Source organism: Paenibacillus sp. J31R34 (assembly GCF_059383715.1).
Window position 1 is genome coordinate 82,165 of record NZ_JBXENU010000013.1, and the last position, 25,339, is coordinate 107,503.

The 25,339-nt window shown below is 47.1% G+C and carries 23 protein-coding genes and 1 tRNA gene; 11 read left to right on the forward strand and 13 right to left on the reverse strand.

What is annotated here, in order from left to right:
* Position 1: 1 nt before the first annotated feature.
* Positions 2–529 (forward strand): GNAT family N-acetyltransferase, encoded by a 528-nt coding sequence (locus AC50YG_RS27670; RefSeq protein WP_494831652.1) that lies wholly within the window; start codon positions 2–4, stop codon positions 527–529.
* Positions 530–581: 52 nt separating this feature from the next.
* Here the strand turns inward: AC50YG_RS27670 and AC50YG_RS27675 are convergent, their stop codons facing one another.
* The 4 genes from AC50YG_RS27675 to AC50YG_RS27690 all read right to left on the reverse strand — a co-directional run bounded on the left by AC50YG_RS27675 (position 582) and on the right by AC50YG_RS27690 (position 5,224).
* The gene (locus AC50YG_RS27675) at positions 582–1,793 is read right to left on the reverse strand and encodes an aminotransferase class I/II-fold pyridoxal phosphate-dependent enzyme (RefSeq protein WP_494831654.1); all 1,212 of its coding nucleotides are present in this window, start codon (positions 1,791–1,793) and stop codon (positions 582–584) included.
* A gap of 61 nt (positions 1,794–1,854) precedes the next feature.
* Positions 1,855–3,318: an aminotransferase-like domain-containing protein gene (locus AC50YG_RS27680; RefSeq protein ID WP_494831656.1), complete on the reverse strand. Its 1,464-nt coding sequence runs from the start codon at positions 3,316–3,318 to the stop codon at positions 1,855–1,857.
* Positions 3,319–3,484: 166 nt separating this feature from the next.
* On the reverse strand, positions 3,485–4,768 hold the full coding sequence (locus AC50YG_RS27685; RefSeq protein ID WP_494831658.1) for an EAL domain-containing protein: 1,284 nt from the start codon (positions 4,766–4,768) through the stop codon (positions 3,485–3,487).
* Positions 4,769–4,930: 162 nt separating this feature from the next.
* Entirely contained in the window at positions 4,931–5,224 is a 294-nt protein-coding gene (locus AC50YG_RS27690; RefSeq protein ID WP_473758656.1) for a hypothetical protein, read from the reverse strand.
* Between the two features lie 163 nt (positions 5,225–5,387).
* On the opposite strand from AC50YG_RS27690, the gene motA reads away from it, so the two are divergent.
* Positions 5,388–6,188, forward strand: a complete 801-nt coding sequence (motA, locus tag AC50YG_RS27695; RefSeq protein ID WP_473758655.1) for a flagellar motor stator protein MotA — start codon at positions 5,388–5,390, stop codon at positions 6,186–6,188.
* The gene (motB, locus tag AC50YG_RS27700; RefSeq protein WP_473758654.1) at positions 6,172–7,011 is read left to right on the forward strand and encodes a flagellar motor protein MotB; all 840 of its coding nucleotides are present in this window, start codon (positions 6,172–6,174) and stop codon (positions 7,009–7,011) included. Before motA ends, motB begins: the two co-directional genes overlap by 17 nt.
* A 97-nt stretch (positions 7,012–7,108) precedes the next feature.
* Here motB and AC50YG_RS27705 read toward each other — a convergent pair whose 3' ends face one another.
* Together AC50YG_RS27705 and AC50YG_RS27710 are read right to left on the reverse strand one after the other, a co-directional pair.
* Complete coding sequence (locus tag AC50YG_RS27705) at positions 7,109–8,131, reverse strand: NADH:flavin oxidoreductase/NADH oxidase (RefSeq protein ID WP_494831661.1); 1,023 nt, start codon at positions 8,129–8,131, stop codon at positions 7,109–7,111.
* Between the two features lie 157 nt (positions 8,132–8,288).
* Positions 8,289–8,720, reverse strand: coding sequence for a MarR family winged helix-turn-helix transcriptional regulator (locus AC50YG_RS27710; RefSeq protein WP_494831663.1), 432 nt, complete (start codon positions 8,718–8,720; stop codon positions 8,289–8,291).
* A 232-nt stretch (positions 8,721–8,952) separates the two neighbouring features.
* Here AC50YG_RS27710 and AC50YG_RS27715 point away from each other — a divergent pair, with 232 nt between their 5' ends.
* On the forward strand, positions 8,953–9,603 hold the full coding sequence (locus AC50YG_RS27715; protein WP_494831665.1) for an SDR family oxidoreductase: 651 nt from the start codon (positions 8,953–8,955) through the stop codon (positions 9,601–9,603).
* Between the two features lie 164 nt (positions 9,604–9,767).
* Here the strand turns inward: AC50YG_RS27715 and rluF are convergent, their stop codons facing one another.
* Both rluF and AC50YG_RS27725 read right to left on the reverse strand, forming a co-directional pair.
* Complete coding sequence (gene rluF, locus AC50YG_RS27720) at positions 9,768–10,481, reverse strand: 23S rRNA pseudouridine(2604) synthase RluF (RefSeq protein WP_494831667.1); 714 nt, start codon at positions 10,479–10,481, stop codon at positions 9,768–9,770.
* A gap of 36 nt (positions 10,482–10,517) precedes the next feature.
* The gene (locus AC50YG_RS27725) at positions 10,518–12,404 is read right to left on the reverse strand and encodes an ATP-binding protein (protein WP_494831669.1); all 1,887 of its coding nucleotides are present in this window, start codon (positions 12,402–12,404) and stop codon (positions 10,518–10,520) included.
* Positions 12,405–12,619: 215 nt separating this feature from the next.
* On the opposite strand from AC50YG_RS27725, the gene tadA reads away from it, so the two are divergent.
* A complete protein-coding gene (gene tadA / locus AC50YG_RS27730) occupies positions 12,620–13,090 on the forward strand; it encodes a tRNA adenosine(34) deaminase TadA (RefSeq protein WP_341280413.1) in 471 nt (156 codons plus the stop codon).
* 4 nt (positions 13,091–13,094) lie between these two features.
* Here the strand turns inward: tadA and AC50YG_RS27735 are convergent, their stop codons facing one another.
* The 4 genes from AC50YG_RS27735 to AC50YG_RS27750 form a co-directional block, all read right to left on the reverse strand.
* Positions 13,095–13,289 carry an aspartyl-phosphate phosphatase Spo0E family protein gene (locus AC50YG_RS27735; protein WP_046229618.1) on the reverse strand — a complete coding sequence of 65 codons (195 nt, stop codon included), beginning with the start codon at positions 13,287–13,289 and terminating at the stop codon, positions 13,095–13,097.
* 559 nt (positions 13,290–13,848) lie between these two features.
* A complete protein-coding gene (locus AC50YG_RS27740) occupies positions 13,849–14,691 on the reverse strand; it encodes a methyl-accepting chemotaxis protein (protein ID WP_473758650.1) in 843 nt (280 codons plus the stop codon).
* Between the two features lie 540 nt (positions 14,692–15,231).
* Complete coding sequence (locus AC50YG_RS27745) at positions 15,232–15,762, reverse strand: chromate transporter (RefSeq protein WP_473758649.1); 531 nt, start codon at positions 15,760–15,762, stop codon at positions 15,232–15,234.
* Between the two features lie 27 nt (positions 15,763–15,789).
* Positions 15,790–16,419: a chromate transporter gene (locus AC50YG_RS27750; protein WP_473758648.1), complete on the reverse strand. Its 630-nt coding sequence runs from the start codon at positions 16,417–16,419 to the stop codon at positions 15,790–15,792.
* A 264-nt stretch (positions 16,420–16,683) separates the two neighbouring features.
* Here AC50YG_RS27750 and AC50YG_RS27755 point away from each other — a divergent pair, with 264 nt between their 5' ends.
* From AC50YG_RS27755 to AC50YG_RS27765, 3 genes are all read left to right on the forward strand, one after another.
* The gene (locus tag AC50YG_RS27755; protein WP_494831673.1) at positions 16,684–17,883 is read left to right on the forward strand and encodes an ROK family transcriptional regulator; all 1,200 of its coding nucleotides are present in this window, start codon (positions 16,684–16,686) and stop codon (positions 17,881–17,883) included.
* Between the two features lie 122 nt (positions 17,884–18,005).
* Positions 18,006–18,082, forward strand: a tRNA-Arg gene (locus AC50YG_RS27760).
* A gap of 598 nt (positions 18,083–18,680) precedes the next feature.
* The gene (locus tag AC50YG_RS27765; RefSeq protein WP_494831675.1) at positions 18,681–20,084 is read left to right on the forward strand and encodes an MFS transporter; all 1,404 of its coding nucleotides are present in this window, start codon (positions 18,681–18,683) and stop codon (positions 20,082–20,084) included.
* Between the two features lie 78 nt (positions 20,085–20,162).
* Here the strand turns inward: AC50YG_RS27765 and AC50YG_RS27770 are convergent, their stop codons facing one another.
* Positions 20,163–21,422: an ROK family transcriptional regulator gene (locus AC50YG_RS27770; RefSeq protein WP_494831677.1), complete on the reverse strand. Its 1,260-nt coding sequence runs from the start codon at positions 21,420–21,422 to the stop codon at positions 20,163–20,165.
* Between the two features lie 339 nt (positions 21,423–21,761).
* Between AC50YG_RS27770 and AC50YG_RS27775 the strand changes: the two genes are divergently transcribed.
* From AC50YG_RS27775 to AC50YG_RS27785, 3 genes are read left to right on the forward strand one after another with little or no spacing between them, the layout of a single operon-like run.
* The gene (locus tag AC50YG_RS27775; RefSeq protein WP_494831679.1) at positions 21,762–22,583 is read left to right on the forward strand and encodes a purine-nucleoside phosphorylase; all 822 of its coding nucleotides are present in this window, start codon (positions 21,762–21,764) and stop codon (positions 22,581–22,583) included.
* 20 nt (positions 22,584–22,603) lie between these two features.
* A complete protein-coding gene (gene deoB / locus AC50YG_RS27780) occupies positions 22,604–23,779 on the forward strand; it encodes a phosphopentomutase (protein ID WP_494831681.1) in 1,176 nt (391 codons plus the stop codon).
* 28 nt (positions 23,780–23,807) lie between these two features.
* Positions 23,808–25,313 (forward strand): bifunctional metallophosphatase/5'-nucleotidase, encoded by a 1,506-nt coding sequence (locus tag AC50YG_RS27785; RefSeq protein ID WP_494831683.1) that lies wholly within the window; start codon positions 23,808–23,810, stop codon positions 25,311–25,313.
* The last annotated feature ends 26 nt before the right edge of the window (positions 25,314–25,339 follow it).

Genomic DNA, 25,339 nt, shown 5'->3' on the forward strand with positions numbered 1-25,339 from the left:
CATGACAAATGCGAGTGCTGTCCCTGACGGCGCCCAGCCGCCATTTGGCTGGAAGGTTGCCGCAATGGACGCCTCCCATGCCCGCCAGCTGTGCGATTGGCGGTACGAACCGCCTTACGGCATCTACCAATGGCCCGCATGGGAGGCTATGGAGAAAGCAGAGATGGAGTTCGGTGATCCCGAGCTCCGTCAGAAGCAATACGCCGCTATTCTAGATGACCAAGGGGAGCTCGTTGGTTTTGCACAGTTTTTCCCGCTGGGAGATGAAGTGCTGCGGCTTGGCCTCGGCCTGCATCCACAGCTTTGCAGCAGGGGCTCAGGCACCGCCTTTGTTGCGCTGCTGGTAGAAGAGGCTCGCCGACGTGCTCCACACAGCGAGCTGGATTTGGAGGTGCTGACCTGGAATGCACGCGCTATTCGCGTATACGAGAAGGCAGGCTTCCGCATTACCGATACGTATATCCGCCCAACACCGCAAGGCGCGGCGGAATTCCATTGCATGGTCTACGGAGGAGGGGAAGAAGCTTAGCGCCTCTTTTACCCCTCTTCTTTCTTTCCTAACCCCTTCCTCACTGCTCCCTTCAACTGCCAATCCGCTCCAACTGCTGCATCTGCTGCAAGGGTTCACCCTGCCCCATCTGGCTCATATAACAGTCCATTCGCTCCAAAGCTTCAGACAGCTTCGCTGGTGATACCGAATAGGAGCAGCGAATGCGTCCTTCACCGCCCGGGCCAAATACATGCCCTGGCACGACAGCAACGCCTGCTTCCTGCATGAGCCGAAAGGCGAACTGCTCCGAGCTCAGCCCCGTATGGGCAATGGATGGAAAAGCATAAAACGCTCCTTGCGGCATATGGCAGGAAAGCCCCAGCTTCTGCAAGCCGTCCACGAACATCGCCCTGCGCTGCTTATAGGCCTCCTTCATTAGGTCCTTGTCGCCCAATCCGCTGCGCAGCGATTCCAGAGCAGCAATCTGCCCCATTATAGGTGCGCACATCGCTGTGTATTGATGGATTTTCAGCATTTGCGATATAATTTCCACAGGGCCGCAGGCATAGCCAATGCGCCAGCCTGTCATGGCAAAAGCTTTCGAGAAGCCACTGATGACGATTGTCCGCTCCTGCATGCCAGGCAGCGATGCGATGCTTACATGCTGGCTCTCATAAGTCAGCTCCGCATAAACCTCATCGGAAATGACGATCAGATTATGCGCCTTCACCAGCTCGGCAATGGGGAGCCAATCCTCGTAGGACATGACCGCACCCGTCGGGTTGTTCGGATAGTTAATCAGCAGCACTTTGGAGCGCGGGGTAATTTTTGCCCACAGCGATTGTGCCGATAGCTTAAATTGCTCATGCTCATGCGTCTCAACGTTTACGATACTGCCACCTTGCAGCGCTACAATGGGCGAATAGGCGATATAGCTGGGAACCGGAATCAGCACCTCGTCGCCCGGACAAATCAGTGTGCGCATGGCCAGATCAAGCGCCTCGCTGCTGCCCACCGTCACCAGAATCTCGTCCTTCGGCTCGTAATTCAATCGAAAGCTGCTCTCCAAATATGCGGCGATTTCCTCGCGCAGCTCCATTAGACCGGCATTTGGCGTGTACATCGTCTGACCGCTTTCCAGCGCTCTTATGCACGCGGCGCGCACACGCTCCGGTGTTGCAAAATCCGGTTCGCCTACGCCCAGCGAAATCATATTTTCATCCTGCCCGGCCATATCGAAAAACTTGCGAATGCCCGAAGCGGGCAAGCTCTTTACAAGCGGTGAAACGTTATACTGCACCATAATGCCTGCATCCCCTTTTCAAAATAATAAAATGTACCAGCTTCGCTCTAACTCTTATTTCTTATGCAAGGCCCCACAGCTGCTTTGCCGTATCGCCAATAATCCGAATACCACGCACAATATCCTCATCCGCCACGCGGGAAAACCCTAGTCGTAGCGTATTGCTGCCCCGTCCATCCGTAAAGAAAGGATAGCCTAAGGTAAAAATAACGCCTTGCTGCGTGCACGCCTCCAGAAGCTCACGCGCGCTGCAGGCTTCCGGAAATGTCACAAACAAATGCAGCCCGCCATCCCCCGACAGCGTCTGATAGGGAACAAAAGCTTTGCAAGTTTGCAGCGTCAGCTCGTATTTCCGCTTGTATTCCGCCCGCGCACGCTTCAAATATTTATGCAGATTGCCATTATGCAAATATTGATAGAGCAGCGATTGGTCAAGCGTCGAGGTATGAATGTTGCGGGCCCGCTTCATGCTCTCCAAATAATCAATCAGCTCGCGGTCCGCAAGCACCCATCCGACCCGCAGGCCGGGAAACAGCACCTTCGAGAAGCTTCCAATATAAATAACGCTGTTGCCGCTGCCCGCCGAAGCGATGAGCGGCGGCACATGCGCTCCGGAGTAGCGCAGCTCCTCATTAAATCCGTCCTCAATGACGGGAATTTTATAACGGCTCATGAGCTGCATCAGCGCCAGCCGTTTCTCCATCGACATCACAATGCCTGTCGGATTATGGTAGGAGGGTACAAAATAAGCACAGTCGAACGCCCGCTCCTCCAAAGCCCGTTCAAGCTCTCCCAAATGAATGCCATCAGGCTCCATCGTAACGCCTTTAATGTCAAAGCCGTGCAGCTTGAGATTTTTAATCGCGGTATGATGGGTCGGATTTTCGCAGATGACTGCGCCGTGCTCGGGCCGGAGCGCTGCCAGCACAAGGTCAAATCCTTCCGTAAAGCCGGCCGTAATGAGCATATCCTTGCCTTGCACATCCACGCCCTTGTTCTCCATATATGTCATCAGATACTCTATCAGCGGCTTATAGCCTTTGGCATAGCCGTAGTTCAGCAGCACATGGCCTTCCACTGACATACGGCCCAGAAACGCCTGCTTCACATGATCCAGATCAAACAGCTTCTCATCCGGGGCAATGCTCGTAAAAGAAATCGTACTCTTGCCTGCGCGAATGCCGCGCTTCATGAGATCCAGCTCCTCTGCAAGCAAAGCCTGCTTGCTTAGCCGCTCCTTCCACGGCAATTTCCAGGACAAGGATGGCGGGGCGGCGCTGCCCGCCGAATCCTCTGACACATAATTGCCTTTGCCTTTCAGGGCATATACACGGCCCTCATCGGCCAGCTCCGCATAAGCGGCGATGACCGTATTGCGGCTTACACCGAGCAATATGCCCAGCTCACGTGTCGACGGCAGCTTCTGATGCGGCTGCAGCGCGCCTTTTATCATTAAACGCTTCATATAATCTTTCACTTGAATCGATACTGAACGGCCTTCTATGAGCTTGAAATCATGATACACTTCTCATCGCCCCACCTTTATCATGGCATATGCTCCCAGTCAAGCGTAAACGGCTGAAGCCGTCCTTTGGCGGCAAAGCTGTCGTTTCGTGAAGAAATATAGAGAAGGGATGAAACCATCATATCCTTTCCTATATATTAACAAAAGAACCACGACTCCGGATTTTTCATCCTGTCGTGGTTCTGCAAGCAGCGTCCTCTCGTTGCCGGTCCGTCTGCTGTTCATAATCCTTCATATCTGCAAATAAAATAAGTCCAGGACCAGCAAGAATGGATACAGTCCGAATCCATTCGCATGTATCCAAATCGACGTAGGCACGCGACACAAGGGTACGCTGCGTCTCGCTCAGCTGCGCAATGGTAGGAATGAAGTAAGGACGCCAGCTCCAGTTCGCCCCGTAATATTCATCCTGCCGCTCCCACTCGCCAGCCTCCACCCTGCAATAGTTCGCAGATAGCTGAATGCCATCCTCCCGGCACAAATAAATACGAACGCAACCCGGCGGCAGCTGCTCCAGCAAACCAGCGATCCATCCATTGGCTTCCCCTGGTCTGCCTAGTTCGCTCTCTTGCCCGAAAATACAATCCGTATCAATGAGGGCCGCAAGCTGTGCCGCTTCCTTCTGCCAAGTCGTCTCGGAGCGTAAGCGCTGCTGGACATATTCCGCAAGCTCAGCTTCCAGCGCTCCGGCGAAACGATCCGCCCGCTGAAACTCCGGCTCCGCCTTGGAGAAGAAGAAGCCCTGCACATAGCGGGCTCCCGCTTCAATCGCACGCACCAAATCCTGGCGCGTCTCTACACCTTCAACCAGCAGTGAAGCTCCGATCTGCTCGGCTAGCGCGGAGAAGGAGCGAAGGGCGCCTAGATAACCATTGTGCGTCGCGCTCTTTTTGATCATATGAATGTCGATCTTCAGTATATTAGGCTGGATATGGGCAATACGATCCGTACTGCTGAATCCGCTACCCACATCATCAATCGCAATGAGGCAGCCTCTCGAACGGTATAAATCTACAATGGAGCGCAGCTCATCCATCGGGCCATTAAAGCTTTCCTCGGTAATCTCGATGACGATGCGGCGTGGATCAATCTCGTATTTATCAATCAACTGCAGCGTAAACAGCTCGCCAGATTGCCGATAGCGATGAATCCAGTTCGGCTTTAAATTAATAAACAGCAGCGACTCTGTATTTTCTGCACCCAGCTTGCGCATCGCCTGCTCTCGCAAAATCCGATCGACCGCAATATGATCCTCTACCGAAATGGAGGCGTCTCCAAAAAACGGACCCAAGCTGCGTACGCGCTCGCCTGCACAAGCCCTGCCCAGCACCTCATATCCCATTATGGTTCTGGTGTCCATCGCCAAGATAGGCTGATAGAAGGCAGCCAGCCGCTCATCCCTTAAGCCTAGCGATTCCGGTATCTTTCGCATCGTTTGTCGGTCCTTCATCGCGTGCTCCTCTACATAAAAACGATGTCATATATTCTTCCATTGTTAAAGTTAGACCCTATTGTAGCGGAATCGACATTCGTTGTAAAGAAGCGACAGCGTTCGCAAAGTCCGATTTTTCCCCATAAGACCTGGCCCCAAATGTCTTGCTTGCCCTATGCTCTAAATCAACCGTACCATATGCGTAACATTATCGCCCTGCGCGACCTCAATGACATGATGCTTCGCGTGGTAGGAAACTTTGCCTTCCCCCACCTCGATCATCGTTTGCTCGCCCAGTCCGAAAAACACATCGTCAGCCAATGCCTCCATCACCTCGTGCTTCTCTTCCTCCCCAAGCGCCTCCCACTCTTCCTTCTCCATTTCAAAAAAAGAGTAGCTGCCCTCAATCGCGCTGACCGCCGTTGTAAGTTCCTTCAATATATCCGCATATTCCCTTGCATGCTTTACGCCCATAATAAGGTTCCACCTTTTCATTGATTTGTATTATTCATTTTACCGCATTTCCACATTTTTTAATGCCTTTCTGTTTAAATCCTTTTCAGGTCTAATCTCCTTGCCCCCTTCTGTCGATAATAAAGATAGAGAACTTTCGAAATTGTATTGGACGGGGTGTATAATGAAAAATTCAACTATTATCGGTATTGTTCTAGCTATTATAGGTATCTTTGGCGGGATGGTGGTAAAGGGAGCTCCAATCTCCAGTCTCTTGAATCCTGCTGCCTACATGATTATCATCTTGGGTACCGTCGCAGCTGTTATGATCGCTTTCCCCATGTCAGAGCTAAAAAAAACAGGCACGCTGTTTAAAATGGTATTTGGCACACAGAACTTGACCTCACGTGAACAACTTATTACTCAATTTATGGAATGGGCCGGCATTACACGCCGCGAAGGCCTGCTCGCTCTTGAAGCTAAAGTAGATGAAATCGAAGATAACTTCCTGCGTAACGGCATGCGGATGATTATTGACGGCAACGATCAGGAATTCGTTCGCGACGTTCTGCTTGAGGATATTGCCGCTACGGAAGACCGCCATAAAGTCGGCGCTCTTATTTTCACCCAAGCGGGTACATATGCGCCTACACTCGGCGTACTCGGTGCCGTTGTTGGTCTGATTGCCGCCTTGTCGGATATGAGTGACATTGAGAAGCTGTCCCACGCCATCGCCGGTGCGTTTATCGCAACACTACTTGGTATTTTCACAGGTTACGTATTATGGCATCCATTTGCCAACAAGCTGAAACGAATGTCGAAGGCTGAAGTGCAAATCCGTCTAATGATGGTAGAAGGCTTGCTCTCTATCCAATCCGGCGTATCCACCATTGCGATCAACCAAAAGCTGTCGGTATTCCTGACTCCGACCGAGCGTGAGAAGATGAGGGAGAAGGAGGAAGGGGCCGTTGAGCAAAAAGCATAGGCACGAAGAACATGAGGAGCATGTTGACGAATCCTGGCTCATTCCTTATGCCGACTTGCTCACTCTGCTGCTGGCACTGTTTATCGTATTGTATTCAATGAACTCGGTCGACGTAAAAAAATTCCAGGAAATGAGCAATGCCTTCAATATCGCCTTCACTGGCGGTACCGGCTTGCTTACTGATCCGGCAGCGATCACTACGGGAGATCAAAGAGAGACGCAGAAACCGTCGCCTAGCGATTCAACGCAAAAGCCGGCTGCCGGTGATGACGAGGAAGACGATGCGCAGAAACGCCGTGAAGAGCTGATGAAGCAGGAGCAGGAAGACCTGGAGAATCTTAAGAAGCAAATTGATGACTATATTAAGAAAAATGGTCTCACCTCCGACCTGGAGACGAAGCTCAATCAGTCTCAGCTCATGATTACCATTAGCGATGAGGCGCTGTTCGCATCCGGCAGCTCTGAAGTGAAGGAAGATTCACGCGAGCTGGCCATATCCATCGGCACGATGCTCCAGCAGTATCCGGACTATGAAATTATCGTATCGGGACACACGGACAACAAACCGATTAACACCTATCTCTTCAGATCGAACTGGGATTTAAGCACCTCCCGTGCTGTACGTTTTATGGACATTTTGCTTGAAAATCAACAGCTCTCACCGACCAGATTTACCGCCAGCGGCTACGGAGAAAATCGCCCGCTTGCCAGCAATGACACCGAGGAAGGCCGAGCGCAAAATCGCCGCGTTGAAGTATCCATTATCCGCAACTATGTAGATTTGGAGAAAGCGCAGGAGCTCAAGGTCAAACCGAAAGAATAATCGAGTTGGCAAGGTGAATCAGCCTATATTTTAACAGAAAAGCCGTCACTTCCATGCGAATGCATCGGAAGTGACGGCTTTTCTTGCTGCTATACGATTAGAAACCTGTTGTATATTGTGTTGGTACGGTTGTTTCTTTTTTCAGCACAGCTGCAGCTTCCAGAGCCCAATAAGGATTTCTGAGCATTCCCCTGCCTACAGCTACTAGATCTGCATCTTCATTCCCGATCACAGCATTAGCTAGAATAGGATCCTCCAGTCTGCCAACTGCAATAACTGGAACATCCAGCGCCTGTCTGATTTCTCTTGCCAGTGGCACTTGATAAGCAGCATGAGTACCCGGTCTGCCCCAAGCAGCAATAGGTCCCTCTCCACCCGAAGAGATGTCAAATATATCTACTCCCGCCGCTTGATATTCCTTGGCAAATGCAATGCTTTCATCTATTCCGTATCCGCCTTCTACATACTCTTTAGCAGATATGCGCATAATTAACGGCATGTCTTCCGGCATCTCGGCCTTAGCAGCCTGAATAATTTCTCGGCCAAACCGGGTTAGGTCCTTCCCATATTCATCTTCTCTTCTATTTGTAAGCGGCGAATGAAACTGGTGGATTAAATAGCCGTGGGCTCCATGAAGCTCAATGGCATCCATGCCCGCTTTTACAGCACGTTGTACTGCACCGCGAAATTTTTCTACCATTTCTTTGACTTCCTGTGTTGAAAGAGCTCTCGGTTGTTTAGATTTCTCATCAAATGGAATGGCGGATGGAGCAACTGGCACTTCAGCATCTTCCGCTTTCCGTCCGGCATGAGCGATTTGAATACCCACTTTTGCACCATAGCTATGGCAGGCATCTACAATTCTTTTCAAAGCCGGCATTTGCTCATCCGACCACAAGCCCAGATCAAAGTCTGAAATGCGTCCGTCCGGTTCGACATCGGTCATTTCAATCATAATAAAGCCTGCTCCGCCAACAGCTCGACTTACATAGTGCAGATAGTGCCAATCGGTAGCTGCTCCATCCTTTTTATCAACCGAATACTGACACATTGGAGGCATCACAATACGATTTTTCAAGGACATTCCTTTAAACTCATACGTGCTAAATAGATCCTTCATCAAAAAGACTCCTTTTGGATATTTAATCAGTTAGACTGTGCTTTTCTAAAAACAAATTAATGCATGCGCGTGCATTTATATTAGCATGATTATTTTTTCTTTGTCAACTCAGAGGGCTATATGAAAATACCCAGAAGAACCTTTCTGGGCAAGGCGATCACCATTTTTTGTTTAAAGACTGCAGTTCTTGCTGGAGGGCATCCCTTAGAGAAGTAGATTGAGCAAAAAATTCATTAAAAGTAACCAGCGCTCTTTTAAATTTGTCTTCACCAAGCTCAGTTAAACAGGTGTAAACCCCTCTGCGATCATCTTCGCAAACATGTCGTTGCAGGGCACCACAATTTTTGGCTTCCATTCGGCCAACCAGCCTTGATATCGCACTTTGACTTAAGCCGACCATTTCTTGCAATTGCAGTAATCTTAATTTTTTCTCGCTGGTTTGAGATAAGAAATAGAGAACATAAAACTCCTTTAAGGTTAAGCTGTATTTCTCCTGTAAAACATTTTCTAATTCATTATTTATGTTCGCCTGTAAGCTGGTAAGAGCGAGCCAATTATCTAGAAGTTTGTTATTGGTGTTGTCATTCATACAAGTTTCACCTGTTCTATTCCATAGAATATAGTCATTCGCATATTCATAATCTATTGAGCATGAGAGATGCGAGCTTAAGCTTTCATTCTTATATATCAAGTATTATAACGTTTTTTCTATAGCTAAACCAGTAGCAGAGAAATCCTTGCCCTTCTGTTCCCCTGTTTGACAAAGCAGCTATCCCATGAAATAATGCATGTGCATGCATTAAACTTATTGGAGGGTCGTTATGAAAACTTTAGTTATTGGCGCAAATGGTCAGGTAGGCAAGCATGTAATTGAACAGTTAAATGAAACCGAGCATGACACGGTTGCAATGATTCGTAATGAGTCACAGATCAATGAACTGCAGTTATTAGGGGCAAAGACCGTTGTAGTTGGTGATTTAGAAGCGGATTTTTCGCATGCCTTTGAAGATGTGGACACTGTAATCTTTGCAGCAGGCTCTGGGGGTCACACGGGGGCCGATAAAACGATAGTAGTTGATTTATGGGGTGCTATTAAAGCCATCCAGTTTGGAGAGCAGTATAAGGTTAAGCAATTTATTCTATTAAGTGCTACACATAGCGCCAAGCCTGATGTGGATACAGACGGGATTAAGCCTTATGCCATAGCTAAGCACGTAGCCGATCATTATTTAAAACAATCATCCCTTACGTATACAACCATTCATCCAGGTCCAATGTCTAATGATATGCCGACTGGAAAAATAGAAGCCTCCTTAGCATTGAACTTCCCTCCAAGTGACTATCTAATTACGCGTCAGGATGTTGCTAATGTCCTTATTCAATCCATCGATAATGAGCATGTTAAAAATAAAGCAATCTTTATTAGAAACGGTGAATTCTTAATTGAAGAAGCTTTACGTTCCCCATTATAATCACAGCTCGTGGTTTACTTAAAACCATCTGACAATTCGGCTAAGGCCATCTATTTTAAAAAATAGGAATTCGGGCAAATTCGATTCAAAATATTCTGCCCGTTTCTTCAAATAAAAAGGGCAGCCGCTTCATCGACTGCCCCTCCCCTTATTTCAGTTCCTGCTCAGCTTGTCGGTGCTGATGGCGTATAATCCAGCAGATCAAACAGCTGCGCTTTCTCCAGCTCCGTCAAGTCTCTCCACTTGCCAATAGGCAGCTCGCCTAGTTGAATGTTCATAATGCGGACACGCTGAAGCTTCCGCACATGGTAGCCGAAGGCTTCGCACATTCTGCGAATTTGGCGGTTGCGCCCCTCGGTTAATACAATGCGGAACACGCGCTCCGCACTGCGCGTCACTTTACAGGGCAGCGTCATGCTGCCCAAAATTTTGACGCCCTCGGACATGCCAATGACAAACGATTCGCTGATCGGACGATCTACCGTCACAATATATTCCTTCTCATGCTTGCCCTCCGAACGCAAAATCGGATTCACAACATCTCCGTCATTCGTCATGAGAATAAGCCCTTCAGAATCTTTATCGAGTCTGCCAATAGGAAAAATCCGCTCCTGATGGCGCACATAATCAACAATGTTGCCCTCAATATGCAGCTCGGTCGTACAAGTGATGCCTGCGGGCTTGTTTAGAGCAATATATACATGGCCCTTATGCTCTCCAATTCGATTGCCGTCAATACGCACATCATCGCCGTGCTCCGCTTGGCTGCCCAGAAGCGCTGGGCTGCCATTAATCGTCACCCGTCCGCCTTCTACCAGCTTGTCCGCTTCCCGACGCGAGCAATAACCGGTTTCACTAATAAATTTATTAATCCTCAACTGCACTCACCTCATCCAAGTATGCCGCTCAATCTGCTATCCATATAAACCTGCAGCGCCTGCTTTTTCTACTAGTATACCTCCGTCGCCCCCTTCTTTCAAAGTGGGAAGCGTAATGGTCACCGTTGTTCCGGCATTCACTTGGCTTTGAATATCAATCATGCCTTGATGGCTCTGGATAATGCGCTGGCTGACCATCATGCCAAGTCCGGTGCCGCTCTCTTTGCCCGTGAGGAATGGGCTTCCGATTTGTGGGATCATTTCCTCCGGAATACCGATGCCTTCATCAGCTATTTCTATGGTAATGTGGCTTATATTGCGTTTCAAGCGTATGTATATCGGACCGCCGCTCGGCATCGCTTCGATTGCATTTTTCAGTACATTAATGAATACTTGCTTGAGCTGATTTTCCTCACAGGAAATCTCGCAGGACTCTTCGGTGAAAACGGTCAGAAACTCCGCATTATGCAGATGTGCCTCGCTGTCCAGAAACAGCAGCACATCGCGCAGCACCTGCTTAACATCCTTTACGGTAAACTGTGTTGCCTGAGGCTTTGCCAAAATCAAAAATTCGCTGACGATCAGGTTAATGCGATCCAGCTCCGACAGCATCAAGCTTGTATGCTGAGCATTGCCCGTTTGATTTTTCAGTTGAAGCTGGAGAAATCCCCGAAGCGTCGTCAGCGGATTGCGAATTTCATGGGCAACGCCAGCCGCAAGCTGCCCTACCGTCGTCAGCTTCTCGGAGCGGCGCAGCAGCTCCTCCATCTTGTTGCGGCTCCTCATGTCGCGGGTAATGCTCGCGAAGGCCTTCACCTCGCCTGCACTGTCTCGAATCGGGGATATTGTAACGCTGACAGGGATGACTTCACCCAGTTTCGTTAAACGCTTTGTCTCCTGCGCAGGAAGCACCTTGCCCGCAAGGAGCGAGGCAATGATCAGCTTCATTTCTCCCCGGTGGCTTTCCGGCGTGAGCACGAGCGAACAACCAAGCGCCTCTTCCGCTGTATACCCATACAGCTGCTCGAAGGCTTGATTTACTTGAATAATGATTCCCTGCAAATCGACCACATGGATCGCATCACTCGTATGATTAATGAAGGATTGCAAATAATTTTTCATCCGGCGGTTTTCTTCAAAAGCCTTGCGCAGCTTGTCCATATAAATGCTGAGATTTTGCGACATCGCGTTTATTTTCACTGCAAGCAGACCAAATTCATCCCTGCTTCTCACTTTAATGAATGAATCAAAACGGCCGTGAGATACTTCATTGACCTTCCACAAAATCGATTTAAGCGGACGGAGCAGCATACCCGACAGCAAATAACTGCCCAAAAGGATAAATAACATAAAAATGCCGGCATACTTCAGCCAATCCCTCACCTTGTACGCAGCCCGATCATGAAAGTATTCGTAGCTATAGACGATGCGAATAACGGCAGGCTGCATATTTTCATTGGTGTAGTAGCTCTTTAAATAAGCTACCCCGTCCGTTTCAAATTCATTGACCCGAAAAAGGTGATCCCTGGCTGTCTGATTTATCAGCTCTTGTTCAAGCTCGGCCTCATAATGGCCCCGCTCGCCATAAATAAGATCATAGCTAGCTACGCTCGCAACCTGCTCCTCATGATCCCGCGGCCGTAATATCGTGATATCCAAAATGCGGGCGTCCCACCGCTTCCAGTTTTCAATCATGCTGTGAAATTGCTCCTCCGTCCCTGCCTCAAGAGGTGTGCCCTCAGCCACCTGGCTATCTGATAAAGATAGCGTTTCGGCGAGCTGTACAGATGCTTTGCTCAGCATGCTGCCAAGATTTTTGTGCATATTGCGAAACATTGAATATTGGTCCACAATGAGTAGGGTGACAAACATGGAGAAGAATGCTATCGCAATAAGTAAACAGAGCTTGAGTTTGAATGGCACTACGAAGACCACCTTTATCGTCGTAAATTCGAACGACTTATCCACATTCTATAAACAATAAGCCCTACTTATGCACATATAGGTCGAATATTTTGTGCATAAAAAGGTGTATAACTAGAAAGTTATCCCCAATGTTATCCACCACATGTTAACAACAGAATATTTGTTCGCTGAATAAATGCTATTGATTTTACAGATATAGGAGGGATTTCATCATGCTGAGAGAAAAGGAAGATGAATTTTGGATGCAACAGGCTATTGAGGAAGCCAGAAAAGCCGAGCGAATTGGTGAGGTTCCCATAGGAGCTATTGTTGTTAAGGATCGTGAAATTATTGGAAGAGGCTACAATCTGCGGGAAACGCAGCACGACCCTACTGCCCATGCTGAAATGGTCGCCATTCGCGATGCCTGCAAGGAGCTAGACGCTTGGCGGCTGCTCGACTGTACCTTGTATGTAACATTGGAGCCTTGTCCAATGTGTGCTGGGGCTATCGTGCAATCAAGAGTAAAGCGTGTCGTATATGGAACCGGCGATCCCAAAGCAGGATGCGCAGGCACGCTAATGAATTTGCTGCAGGAGCCGCGTTTCAACCACGAAACGGAACTGACTAGCGGCGTATTGCAACAAGAATGCGCCACAATGCTTACCCAGTTCTTCAGGAAGCTGCGACGGAAAAATATATAATTGACTAGTCGTTTTTACGGCGCATGGAAGAACCAATCATTTCATCACGCTGCATCTGTTGAAGGGCAACGATTAATTGATCTGCCTCCTCGCTAATCGCAAGAACGTCAGGGTCTGTCAGACTACCTCGTGCTTCGGCTATCTCATGGAGCTTTAGCCTTAGCGATTGCAATTGATCGAGTAGAATTATTTTGTCCATAGCTCGCTTCGTGGCCCACTCCTTAAATATAGCGCTCGTGTGGCAATTTTATTTTATTATACGCTTATTCCGGTGGGCTGTTTGTAAAAACGTGTCGACAATCACCTATAATTTTCAGGCAACTTTCGACAAAATCAGGATTAGCTTCCAAAATAGTAGTCCATATTACCCATTTTTTGATTTTTGATGATTAACCAAAACAGCAACATATTGGTAAAGTGGACATTCATGAATGGTTGCTGCTGTTCATTTCTTCATTTGGGAAAGTCCTTTTTATTTTCCCGACAAGCAATGTCGATTTATCAACCGCGATTTTGTCGTATTACATCTTTTTTTGTAAATGAAAGCTGACATTAGTAGGAGGACCGCGGCTATCGGTACGGCTTCCTTATGCGATTCGCATAGCATAGAGGCAAACCTATAGGTAAATCCTAAATACAGCGCCTATATTCTTTTAAAAAAAGCCTTACCGCCTGACGATTATCGTCATGGGGCAAGGCTTCTCACGCTTTTAAGATGCTGCACGCATTTATCTCAAACCTAATGTCTGGCGTTGAACTCAGGATTCCGTCAGATTGTAGGAAATCATCTGATCCGCAATGTCTTTCATCGATTGGCTTGAGCTCTGCAGACGCTCGATTACACTCGTAAAAGCGCTAACCATGGAAGCCTGCTCCTCGGATGAAGCCACAATTTGCGAAATTTCGCGCTCCATGCCTTTAATCGACGTTTGGATGTCGCCAAGCGCCTTTTCAATTTCAACTGTCGCTTTTTTGGAGTCAACAGACAGCTTCCGCACCTCGGTGGCCACAACACCAAAGCCTGCTCCTGCTTCGCCTGCGCGCGCTGCTTCAATTGCCGCATTAAGCCCTAGCATATTTGTCTGCTCGGATACCTCTTTAATAAAGCCTGCAACCTTGGTGATTTGCTTCGAGTTTTCCGCTGTTGTTTTTGAATTTTCCGAAATCTGCTCGCTCGCCGCATGCAACTCCTCGGAATGGGCTGCCATTTGCTGCACCATCTGCACCAGATGCTCCGTAATGGAGTGGCTTTCCCGTACAAGATGCTCCAGTTCATTCTGACTCGTTAAATTATAAGCTACGCAAAATACAGCTTCTACCTCGCCATTTTCATTTTTAATGGGTATGTTTACAACATCCATCGCAATTCCAAACGCTTCCTCAGGTATATGGGTAATGCTTTCCTCCCTGCCGTTCTTAAGCGCGACGAAGTTCTTAAAGCCTTCATTAAGCAGGTCGCCTGATTTGAACCCCATATCCACATCCGGCATAGGCAAATAATAGAGCATATGAGTGCGGTCATATAGAGTCAGACTTGCACTCTCCCGCATCATTTTCTGGATGTAAGGCATCACGTGGAGCATAGCTTGAACTGTATTCATAGTAGTATCCCTCACTGTCTATTCAAGTTGTTTAATTATATTTCGGTAAAAAACAGGCAAATTTGTAGGTCTTTCGAATTATTTTTTTATTCATTTTTTAGTGAAATTCTTTATAGAGGTTCGACAATATGTTCCACATGGAACATTATCCTCCTCGAATGCTGTTGAATCCACGATCCGAAGGAAAACCAAAAGCCGCTTGTTTCGGAAAATTGCTGCTTACAGCAAGCTCCCGAAGCAAGCGGCTTTAATCGACTTCATACAGCTTTAAGCCTGAATATAATGTTCTTTTGGCAAGCGAATGAACAGCCTTTTCGTTGCGCAGCCTTCGACAGCGCACGCCAAGGTGAAACGGCTGGTGCCATCCATTGGCGTCGCAGCGCGTTTCATTCCGAGAAATATAGTGAATGGATAACGTTACGATATCCTTTCCTATATTTCAAGGTGAAACGGCTGCCGCCGTCCTCTGGAGGCAAAGCTGATGATTCATGGGTGAAATATGAGCCCATTATAAGGGTGATACTTATAAATGCTTTTATTTTAAAATAAAATAATGCCAACCGCTCCTGCTCCAGCAATGATGATAAACGGATGCAGCTTGTAGCGCATCAGTAAATACAAGCTGCCTGCAACGATGAGCAGCATTCCCGCGAACGGCCAGCTCAGCATCGCACCATCATTCGGATATCCGAAATGAATGGCCGCATAGACCATTAGGCCGGTAATCATCGGCTTTAAACCGTAAAAAGAGGCCGACAACCATTTATTATTTTGGAGGCGGAGAATGAACGCTGATACCACAATCATGAGCACCAGCGACGGCAGCACCATGCCAGCAGTCGATATGATCGCGCCTGTGATGCCGGCGGACTGATAACCGAGCAGCGTCGCGGCATTTGTTGCAATCGAACCCGGCGCCATCCCGGCAAGGGAGACGGCCTGCTGAAATTCCCCTTGCGTCATCCAGCCTCGGGATAGAGCCTCGTATTGAATAATCGGAATAACCGCGTAGCCCCCTCCAAACGAGACACAACCTATTTTCAAAAAAACAATAAACAGTTCTCCCAGCATGCTCCGTACCCCCTCTCCATTTCCCGTCTAAATGTAATATTCAATTTCGCTGCTGCTTCTGCGGACGGAAGCTTTCTCGGTCAGCACCTTCATCCCCAGCAGCTCCTTACCCTTCGTGAATAAGATGCCTCCAAGCAGCCCCGCCATGACAACGTATATCGGATTAATCGCAGTAAACAGCAGCACGGCCAGCGTCACAACCGCTACGAATGTCGTAGCAATATCAAACAGCGCCGCACGCGCCATGCGGTAAGCTGCCATTACCATTAAGGCAATGACCGCTCCATTTATCCCCTTAAGCGCCGCAACCAGCTTCGGATGATCGCCAAAGACGCGCATAAACAAACCAAGCAGCAAAACGAGCAGCAGCGTAGGAAGCGTGATGCCGACAATGGCAATAACCGCCCCTGCTGCGCCCGCCTGCCGATAGCCGACCATTGCTGCCGCATTGACACCTACTCCGCCGGGTGCGGAACCTGCGAGCGAAATGAGCTGCGTCCATTCCTTTTCATCCATCCACTGCCGCTTCTGTACCGTCTCCCGCTCGATCATCGGCATCATTGCGTAACCGCCGCCAAACGTTGTAGGCCCAATTCGAAAAAATATCCAAAACAGCTGTAGCAGCATGCCCAGCTTTTTATTTTGTCCATTTGCCATGAGGTTCCCTCCATTGATGGGGTGATGCTTTCTCTCTATTATATCATCTTTATTCCATTTTGGTATTAACTTATCCAAAAAAGACTCATAATTTCATTTTATCGATACTATCCGCTTAATTTATGAGTGATTTCAATCGAATTAATTTCTTTTTGGAATAATGTTTGAGACACCCTTGAACATAGCGACTGTCCATGAATTACGATATAATGAGGAGTGGTACTTTCATTTTTTCATCCTATCTATAGTAAGCAGGGATTAGTTATGTACAAAGCGGAACGGGACGTTCCCTCTCATAAAGAGCTTATTTATACACAAATCGCCGAGCAGGGCACCGTGTCGAAAGCGGAGCTGCTGGACAGGCACAAGCTGACGAGCAGTACGCTCACGCGTGTACTGGAGGAGCTGGTGGCGGAGGGGTTGATTGAGGAGACGGGTCTTGGTCCCTCCAGCGGCGGCCGACGGCCGATTTTATACCAGATTCATGCGGGTTACCGGTACATTTTCGGACTGGAAATTTCGCGTTTCTCCTCGACGCTAGGCTTATTTGATATGCAGCTGAATCAGAAATCACTCGTGCGCTGGCGGATGGATGAGGCGATGACGCCGCAGGCGCTGGTCGACTACGCGTCGCAGCTGATGCGTACGCTGCTTCGGGATCACCGGATCGAACGGGAGCAAATTCTCGGCATTGGCATTGGGGCGGTTGGGCCGCTTGACCGGAGCAGCGGGATGATTTTGGACCCGCTGTATTTTGCCGCTAGGGGCTGGACGCAGGTGCCGATTTGCCAAATGTTTGAGGAAGCAACCGGATTTACGGCGTTTCTCGAAAATGGTGCCAACACCGCGCTGCTCGGCGAGCGCTGGGCGCTGCGCCATGAAGACATCGAGCATGCGCTATACGTGCATGCCGGCGTCAGCCTGCGCTCCGCGATAATGTCCTACGGCCGTATCGTCCATGGCACAATGGATATGGAAGGCTCGATCGGACAGATGATTATTCACACTGATGGGCCACGGCTGTCTCCGGCAGGGAATTACGGCGCGCTGGAGGCGTACGCTTCGATTCAGGCTCTGGAGCATCAGGCACGCTCCCATGCGAAGATGGGGCAGGACTCACTGCTCAAAGCCTATTCCGTCACACCCGAGCAGCTGAATTATGAAGTGCTGCTGCAAGCCCTGTCGGCGGATGATCCGTATGTGCAGGAGCTGTTTCAGCAGTCCGCCGTCTATTTCGGCGTCGGCTTGGCGAATTTGATTAATATTTTTCACCCGGAGCTTGTTATCTTGGGCGGTGCTTTAATTAATTCTAAGCCTATGTATTTTCAGACCGCTACAGATACTGCGAAGAAAAACACTTACTACTCCCCCGCCTATGAGCCGAGGTTTTCCAAAGGTCAGCTCAAAGAGGATGCCGTCGTGACCGGGGCAGCGCTGACTGTTCGCAATAAGATGCGGGTTTAATAATCGTGGTGCTAATGGCGCTGCAGTATGTTGAATCCTGAGCTGGATAGGCTGAACAAGGTGATCGGCAGATAGGCAATGTTGCTTGATCACGCCTTCCATGGTAAAATAATCAATGCTGCGCGCCCGTAGCTCAGCAGGATAGAGCGACAGTTTCCTAAACTGCAGGTCGTACGTTCGAATCGTATCGGGCGCGCCATACTTAAATGATCGAGAACCGTACTATTGTGCGGTTCTTTTTTTTGTGGGTGTGTACGCCAGATGGTGTTTTCGTTATGATTATGTACCTTGAAACCAATTGAGACTATTTAAGCATTTTGCTTTTAAATCAAGAATAAGCGCATATTAACTGACGAAAAAAGGAACCTTAATTTAGAGTTTCTCTAACTTTTTAGCATTTTTATACATTTTATAGGCATGAAAGCTATCGCTTGGGTTTATATCCACAGCAATGAGCCGTCTTTCTAGAGTATCGTATCAAGCTGTACATATGAATGAGGAATTCCAAAAGATTCCGCGTCGTTATATTTTCAAATTGAGAATAAATATAAAGAAATAACTGGATTTCCGCTATTTTAGAGATGAATTTTTAATTTTAACTTGATAATGATTAATATAGAGTCCTTTTTTCTCAAAACGAAAATAAATAGATTTACAAAGAGGAACTATTTCGTTAAGATAACAATCATCGATGATATCCATACAGCACTAAGGAGGATTGGTAGAGTCATTGAAAGTCCAAATACAGAACTTTTCATAAAATGGAGTCAAGTTTCGTAGCACTAGGAGGTTAAAGAATGATTAACTTGCAGAGCGAAGATGTAAAGAGAAGAGTCATCAAGTGTATGCCCTGGATTTTGCTCTACGAATTTTTTCAGGTTTTTAATGAAAACGTATTCAATCTAATTACACCCAACCTGTCTCAGGAGTTTGGGGTAACCCCATCAACTGTCAGCTTAATCGTTACGCTGGGTAAATTATTTTTGGGTATCGCCTCAATTGTATTTTCGGCTTTATCGGATATCGTCAGTACCCGAAAATTAATGTTAATTTCATGCTTTGTTCTCCCTGTTGTGACCATGATCGGCTTCTTTTCGCCACATAGCTTCACGTTATTGATTACTGCGAGGGTACTATTTGCGTTAACGATTGCGATTCCTCTTGCCCTGCAAGTCGTTATTGCCCTTAAATATTTCGACAGATTAACAGCTGCGAAATATTTCGGCTATAATGCAGCCATTTTCCAGCTCGCCTCTGCGGCCGGCCATTTTTTTGGAGGCTATATAACAGAGAATTTACACTGGAATTATATATTTCTTTTCCCGCTTCTCACTCTGATTGGCATACCAACCCTCATTAAAAATTTACCTAAAGATGAAAGCAAAAAAGGTTCTTTCGATTTCATTGGCATGATTTTAGTGACCCTTATTTCAACATTGCTGATCACATTTATGACATTTAAGATGCAGTATCCTATGCTGTTAATTTCCGCCATTGTATTTATTGCAATTTTCGCATTGTATACAATTAAGAGTAAAAATCCGTTCATTAAGCCAGAATTATTTAAAGTCAAAGGAATTATATGGTCTCTTATAGTCTGTGGTTTGTTTTATGGAACACAGGTAGGGTTCGGCTTTATTTTTCCCTTTATTGTTAGTAATGCTTACGGGCTGTCGGTCAGTACCATCGGTGTGTTTTATTCGTTAACAAACATTGCCGCTTTCATTGCCGGAATGTATTCCGGCCGTATTATTAGAGCGGTTGGCTACCGCAATATTGCACTGCTTGGCGGCTTGTTTATATTTTTTGGTTTGACCATGGTTGCTTTTTTGGTCGGGTATTCAGTAGTTTTTGTATTCGTTGGCATGGGCTTATTCAATATCGGCTATGCTTTATTTTTCTCAGGATATCTTACAAATTATACACAGTTGCTTCCTGAGCACCAGCGCGGTTCAGGAGTCGGCATCGAGAGGCTTGTACTCAACGTTGGCAGTTCGCTTGGCGGAGCGCTTATTGCCATGCTTTACGGTCAACCGTACATGTTGAACAAAATCCTGGATTTCTCATCCAATCCGAAAACTGCGCTGTATAGCAATGTAGCCTTAGTGCTGATGGTTATGATTGCTGCTGCAACCTTCATTTTCACCAGGGTATTTGACAAAAAATTCAACCGTATCGAACAGACAAGCAGTCTCGAATAGAGGGAATTTGTAACTATTCGTTTTGAACGCCAAGAGTATTTGATGATCTCCATGTAAATCCTCCCGAATCGGGAGGATTTACTGCTTTATATCCTTAGTATGGTCATTCGTCTCTAGAGTCGCATGAATGGTTTTTTCTTCTAAAAAATAGTCAAATACCATGCATCCTGCCCCTACAGCGACCGCATTATATCCTGAGGATGCTCTGATGATTTGAACCTGATAGTTCTTATAATGTTTAATGCGCTCTTGCACTGTTTCCGAAGCCATTTCATAGAAGGTAATATTCCCTCCTAATCCTCCTCCAACAATGACAATATCCGGACGAATCAGGTGAATCAAATTAGCAAGGCCGATTCCGTAATAATAGGCAGCGTCCCTTACAACATCGGTACACAAAGGATCTCCCAGCGTCAAGGCATCTAATATATGATGGAATTGAATGTCGTCTGCTTGCAGGGACATCGTTTGAAGAGCGGAGCTTTTACCGCGCTTAATCCGTCGGATCAATTCTTCCCGTACAGCAGGAAAGCTGCTGTAGGCTTCAAGGCAACCGTAAGCTCCGCAAGAGCATTTCCTTCCATGAACATCTACGGTTATGTGTCCGAAAGATTCGTCCATATCAAGTCTGCTGCCGACGACCTGTCCCTGCAAAATGATGCCGCTTCGAACTCCAACTCCGGAGGAAGTATACACAAGATTATCCGTTTCTCTCCAGTATTTGCTTCGATATTCCCCAAGGGCAGCCAGATTCGCTCCATTGTCCAGGAGGACGACCGTATGAAATCGTTGCTCTAACGCTTCAATAATATTCAATTTATTCAAACCTTCTGAAAAGTAATCATTCAACAAAATGACACCTTGTTCCCAATCTAACGGACTTATAGCGCCTACACCAATGCCAAGCAGCTGTTCTTGCGGTACGTGATGCCGAAGCAGCATCTGCTCGATAATATCGCTAACCATGCTTAGAGTCATTTCAGGCGTGGAGTTCGAGTTAACTTTAAATTTTATTTCATCCAAAACCTGTAGATTTAAATCAAGGAGCAGAACAACTATAAATAAGCTTGAAATCTCAACGCCTATTAGATAATGGGAATCAGGTTTAATCATATACAATGCGGGCCTTCGTCCGACTTTGGTCTCTCCTAAACCGCTATCATAAATGAGGCCTGTCTGTACCAGTTCTTCTACAAGCCGCGAGCATGTGGAATGCTTATAGCCACTTAGATCTACTAGTTCATTTATGCGGATACCTCCATGCTTGCGAACCAAAGAATAAAGAACTTTTAAACTTTTCGTCTTAGGAGACATTAAACCTATAAATTCCTGTAACATGAAAGTCCTCCATTAATCGATTCTTTTTTACAAATCTATTCTACACTATTGTTAGTATCGCTCCCAGACCGAAATCAGTCGATTAAGAAGTTCAAAACAAGGAAGCCTGTCCGAAACACAAATTAAAATCAAAAATGAGAAATAATAAACTAAAAAAACTATGATACCTAATTTAATATCCTTTATCTCTGTTTTAAATTCAAATATAGAGAAGAAACCCATCTAGTTTTTATCATTTTGAATTTAATAGCGTTTACAAAGTTAAGGATATGGTTTATGATGACTGTATAAACCTTAACTTTAAGTCTTACAATTCAAACATTAAGAGGGTGCTGTGAGATGAAAGACATCAAACAACAAATTCAAGAAGCGGCATTATTTATTGAGAAGGAGATTGGCTATCATCCGGAGATCGGTTTGATTCTTGGCTCCGGTTTGGGGATATTAGCGGATTTGATTGAGGATGCGAAAGTCATTCCTTATGAATCGATTCCGCACTTCCCGGTGTCCACTGTAGAAGGTCATGCAGGGGAGCTGGTCTCAGGACTGATTAACGGCAAACGAGTCGTCATGATGAAAGGGCGCTTTCATTTATATGAAGGATATGAAGCGCAAGCGGTAACGCTTCCAGTCCGCGTTTTGAAAGCAATTGGCGTGAATCGATTAATCGTGACCAATGCTGCGGGAGGGGTCAATACAGCTTTTGAGGTTGGCGATCTGATGCTGATTTCCGACCACATTAACAATATGGGTAAAAATCCACTTATCGGACCGAACGATAAGGAATTGGGCGTTCGATTCCCGGATATGAGTGAAGCATATAGCAAACGCCTCATTCAAGTAGCTTACCGTGTAGCGGACAGGCAGCATTTTACTTTTAGAGAAGGCGTTTACATGGGGAATCTGGGACCGACATATGAAACTCCCGCCGAAGTAAGGATGGCGCGTATCCTGGGGGCAGATGCCGTAGGGATGTCTACGATTCCCGAAGTCATCGTTGCCAGACATGCGGACATGGAGGTGCTCGGCATTTCATGCATTACCAATAAAGCAGCAGGGATATTAGAGCAAGCGCTCTCTCACGAGGAAGTGATGGAAGCCGCTGAGCAAGTCAAGCCGAAATTCCTGAAGCTTGTGCTCGGAATTATTGAGGAACTTTAATCTAACCATGGGAGGCTCTCATGAAATTCAAACGCATTTGTTTAATTGTGCTTGATAGCGTTGGGGTAGGAGAACTGCCGGATGCGGGAAGCTTCGGGGATCGAGGCTCTCATACATTAGGGCATATCGCCAAGGCTGTACCAGGCTTTTCGCTGCCGAACATGCAGAAGATGGGTCTTGGCAATATCGTAACTATAAGCGGGGTTGAACCGGTCGAAAATCCCGTCGCCTGCTACGGTAAAATGGCTGAGGTTTCGGTCGGAAAGGATACAATGACCGGACACTGGGAGCTTATGGGTCTGAAAGTGACGACACCGTTCAATGTATACCCGAACGGATTTCCGAAAGAGTTAATCGAACGCTTTGAGCAACGGACAGGGCGTAAAGTAATCGGCAATAAGGCGGCTTCTGGCACGGAAATTTTAGACCAGCTGGGCGAGGAACAAATACAGACAGGAGCATGGATTGTCTATACGTCGGCAGACAGCGTGTTTCAGATCGCAGCCCATGAGGAGACAATTCCGCTGAAAGAGCTGTATGCGGCGTGTGAAGTTGCCCGCGAGTTGACGTTGCATAGCGAGTTCAGCGTAGGCCGTATCATTGCCCGCCCCTATACCGGAGTGCCTGGAGCTTTCGTGCGTACCCCGAACCGTCACGATTACGCTGTGTCCCCTCCGGCTCCTACCTTGATGAATGCCATACAGGATACTGGGCTTGATGTCATCGCCATCGGCAAAATTAATGATATTTTTTCCGGAGAAGGCGTAACGGAAGCGTTACCAACAAAAAGTAATCTTGATGGTATCCAGAAAACGATCGCAACGCTTAAAAAAGAATTTAAAGGCCTCGTGTTCACGAATTTGGTTGATTTCGATTCCCTTTACGGGCATCGGCGCGATCCCAAAGGCTACGCACGTGCACTCGAAGAATTCGATGCTCACCTGCCGTCCATTATGGAAAATATTTATACGGATGATTTACTGATTATTACAGCCGATCACGGCAATGATCCGACGTATCCGGGGACTGACCATACGCGCGAATATGTCCCTTTGCTCTTGTATAGTCCTAGCCTGAACAAGACGTGTACTGTCGGTGTCCGAGAGACATTCTCCGATCTGGCCGCAACGCTTGCCGAAAACTTCAGGACTCCGACGACAGGCCACGGAACTTCTTTTTATAATAGTTTGCGATAAAACTTTTATTGGATGGAGGAAAACCCTTATGACAGATATAAACACATTGACAATTGTATATACCAATGACTTCCACGCGCAGGACAAGCCTGTGCGGGCGACGTGGATCGAAGGGAGTCCGATGATGGGCGGGGCCGCTTATATGGCAGCTTATATCAACAAAATCCGCAATTCGGAGCCTAACGTTCTGGTGCTGGATGCAGGCGATATTATTACCGGACCACCAATCAGTTTTTTAACCAATGGCGAAGCACCTGTCGATTTGTATAACGCCATCGGCTTTGATGCATCATGCATAGGCAACCATGAGTTCGACCACGGCGTGCCAAATGCAAGAAAATTGATCTCTCAAGCGCAATTCCCTTTTTTGTCGGGAAGCATCTTCTACAAAGGGACGAACATTCTGTTTGCCAAGCCGTATGAAATCATTGAAAAAGGCGGATTGAAGATAGGAATCATCGGCATTCACGGCAAAAAAGCAGGCTATGAAACCATTCAAGTGGATCTTGTAAAGGACCTTGAATTTCGTGAGCAAGAGTCACTTCTGCAAGAGTACGTCCATCTTCTCAGACCGCATGTCGATTTGGTTATCGTGCTTGCTCACGAAGGAGTTCCAGCTGAGCAATCGACGACGGATCGTGAGGTTGATGTAGAAAAAGATTTTGAAGAAGATGTGCATATGTGCAACAATGTCACAGGCATCGACCTGATGATAACGGGACACGCGCATAAAGCCATACTCAAGCCTTATGTTGCTTCCGAGACGGGAACACTTCTTTGCTCCACACGTGGTTTGGGCACCTTTGTAGGCTACTTGAAACTCCAGGTGGATCGAGCACATAAAAAAATCATGTCCTACGAAGGACACTTAGAACCGATTTATACCGACCAAATCGAGCCAGATCCAGAAGTTGCGGAACGAGTACAGTATTGGGACGATCGCCTGAAGGAACTGATTGATGAAAAAATCGGGTATACCGAACAGCATTTGTCTCGCAATTATTTTGGCGAATCGCTACTCGGAAACCTTGTTACGGATGCTGTTCGTCTGTACACAGGGGCTGACGCTGTATTCACGGCTCCGGGGGGATTGCGTGCGGATATCGAGCAGGGAGAGATTACAGTAGGACATGTCATTAATGCGGTACCATTTAATAATAACATCCTTGTGATGGAGATGACTGGCCGCGAACTTAAAGAGGTGCTGGAGCAGAGCGCCAGGAGGACTGCCGGCGTACTGGAGCACTCAGGAATCCAGATGCTTGTCGACCTTACCGCCGATCCCGGACATCAGGTGCTGGAAACTACTATTAAAGGCGAAGCGCTTCATGAAGACCATGTCTACAAAATTGCTTCCGACGATTTTACATGCAAAGGCGGCGACGGATTTACAGCTTTTCTCAAGGGATCCAACGTGCGTGATACGTCGATGATTATGCGTGATCTCGTCATTAATCATATTCGCAAAATGGGCCACATCAAACCTGCTATTGAAGGACGCGTCAACATCAAAGATTCAGTCTCATCCTATTGATTAGCGGGAGCTATACAAAAAAGAAG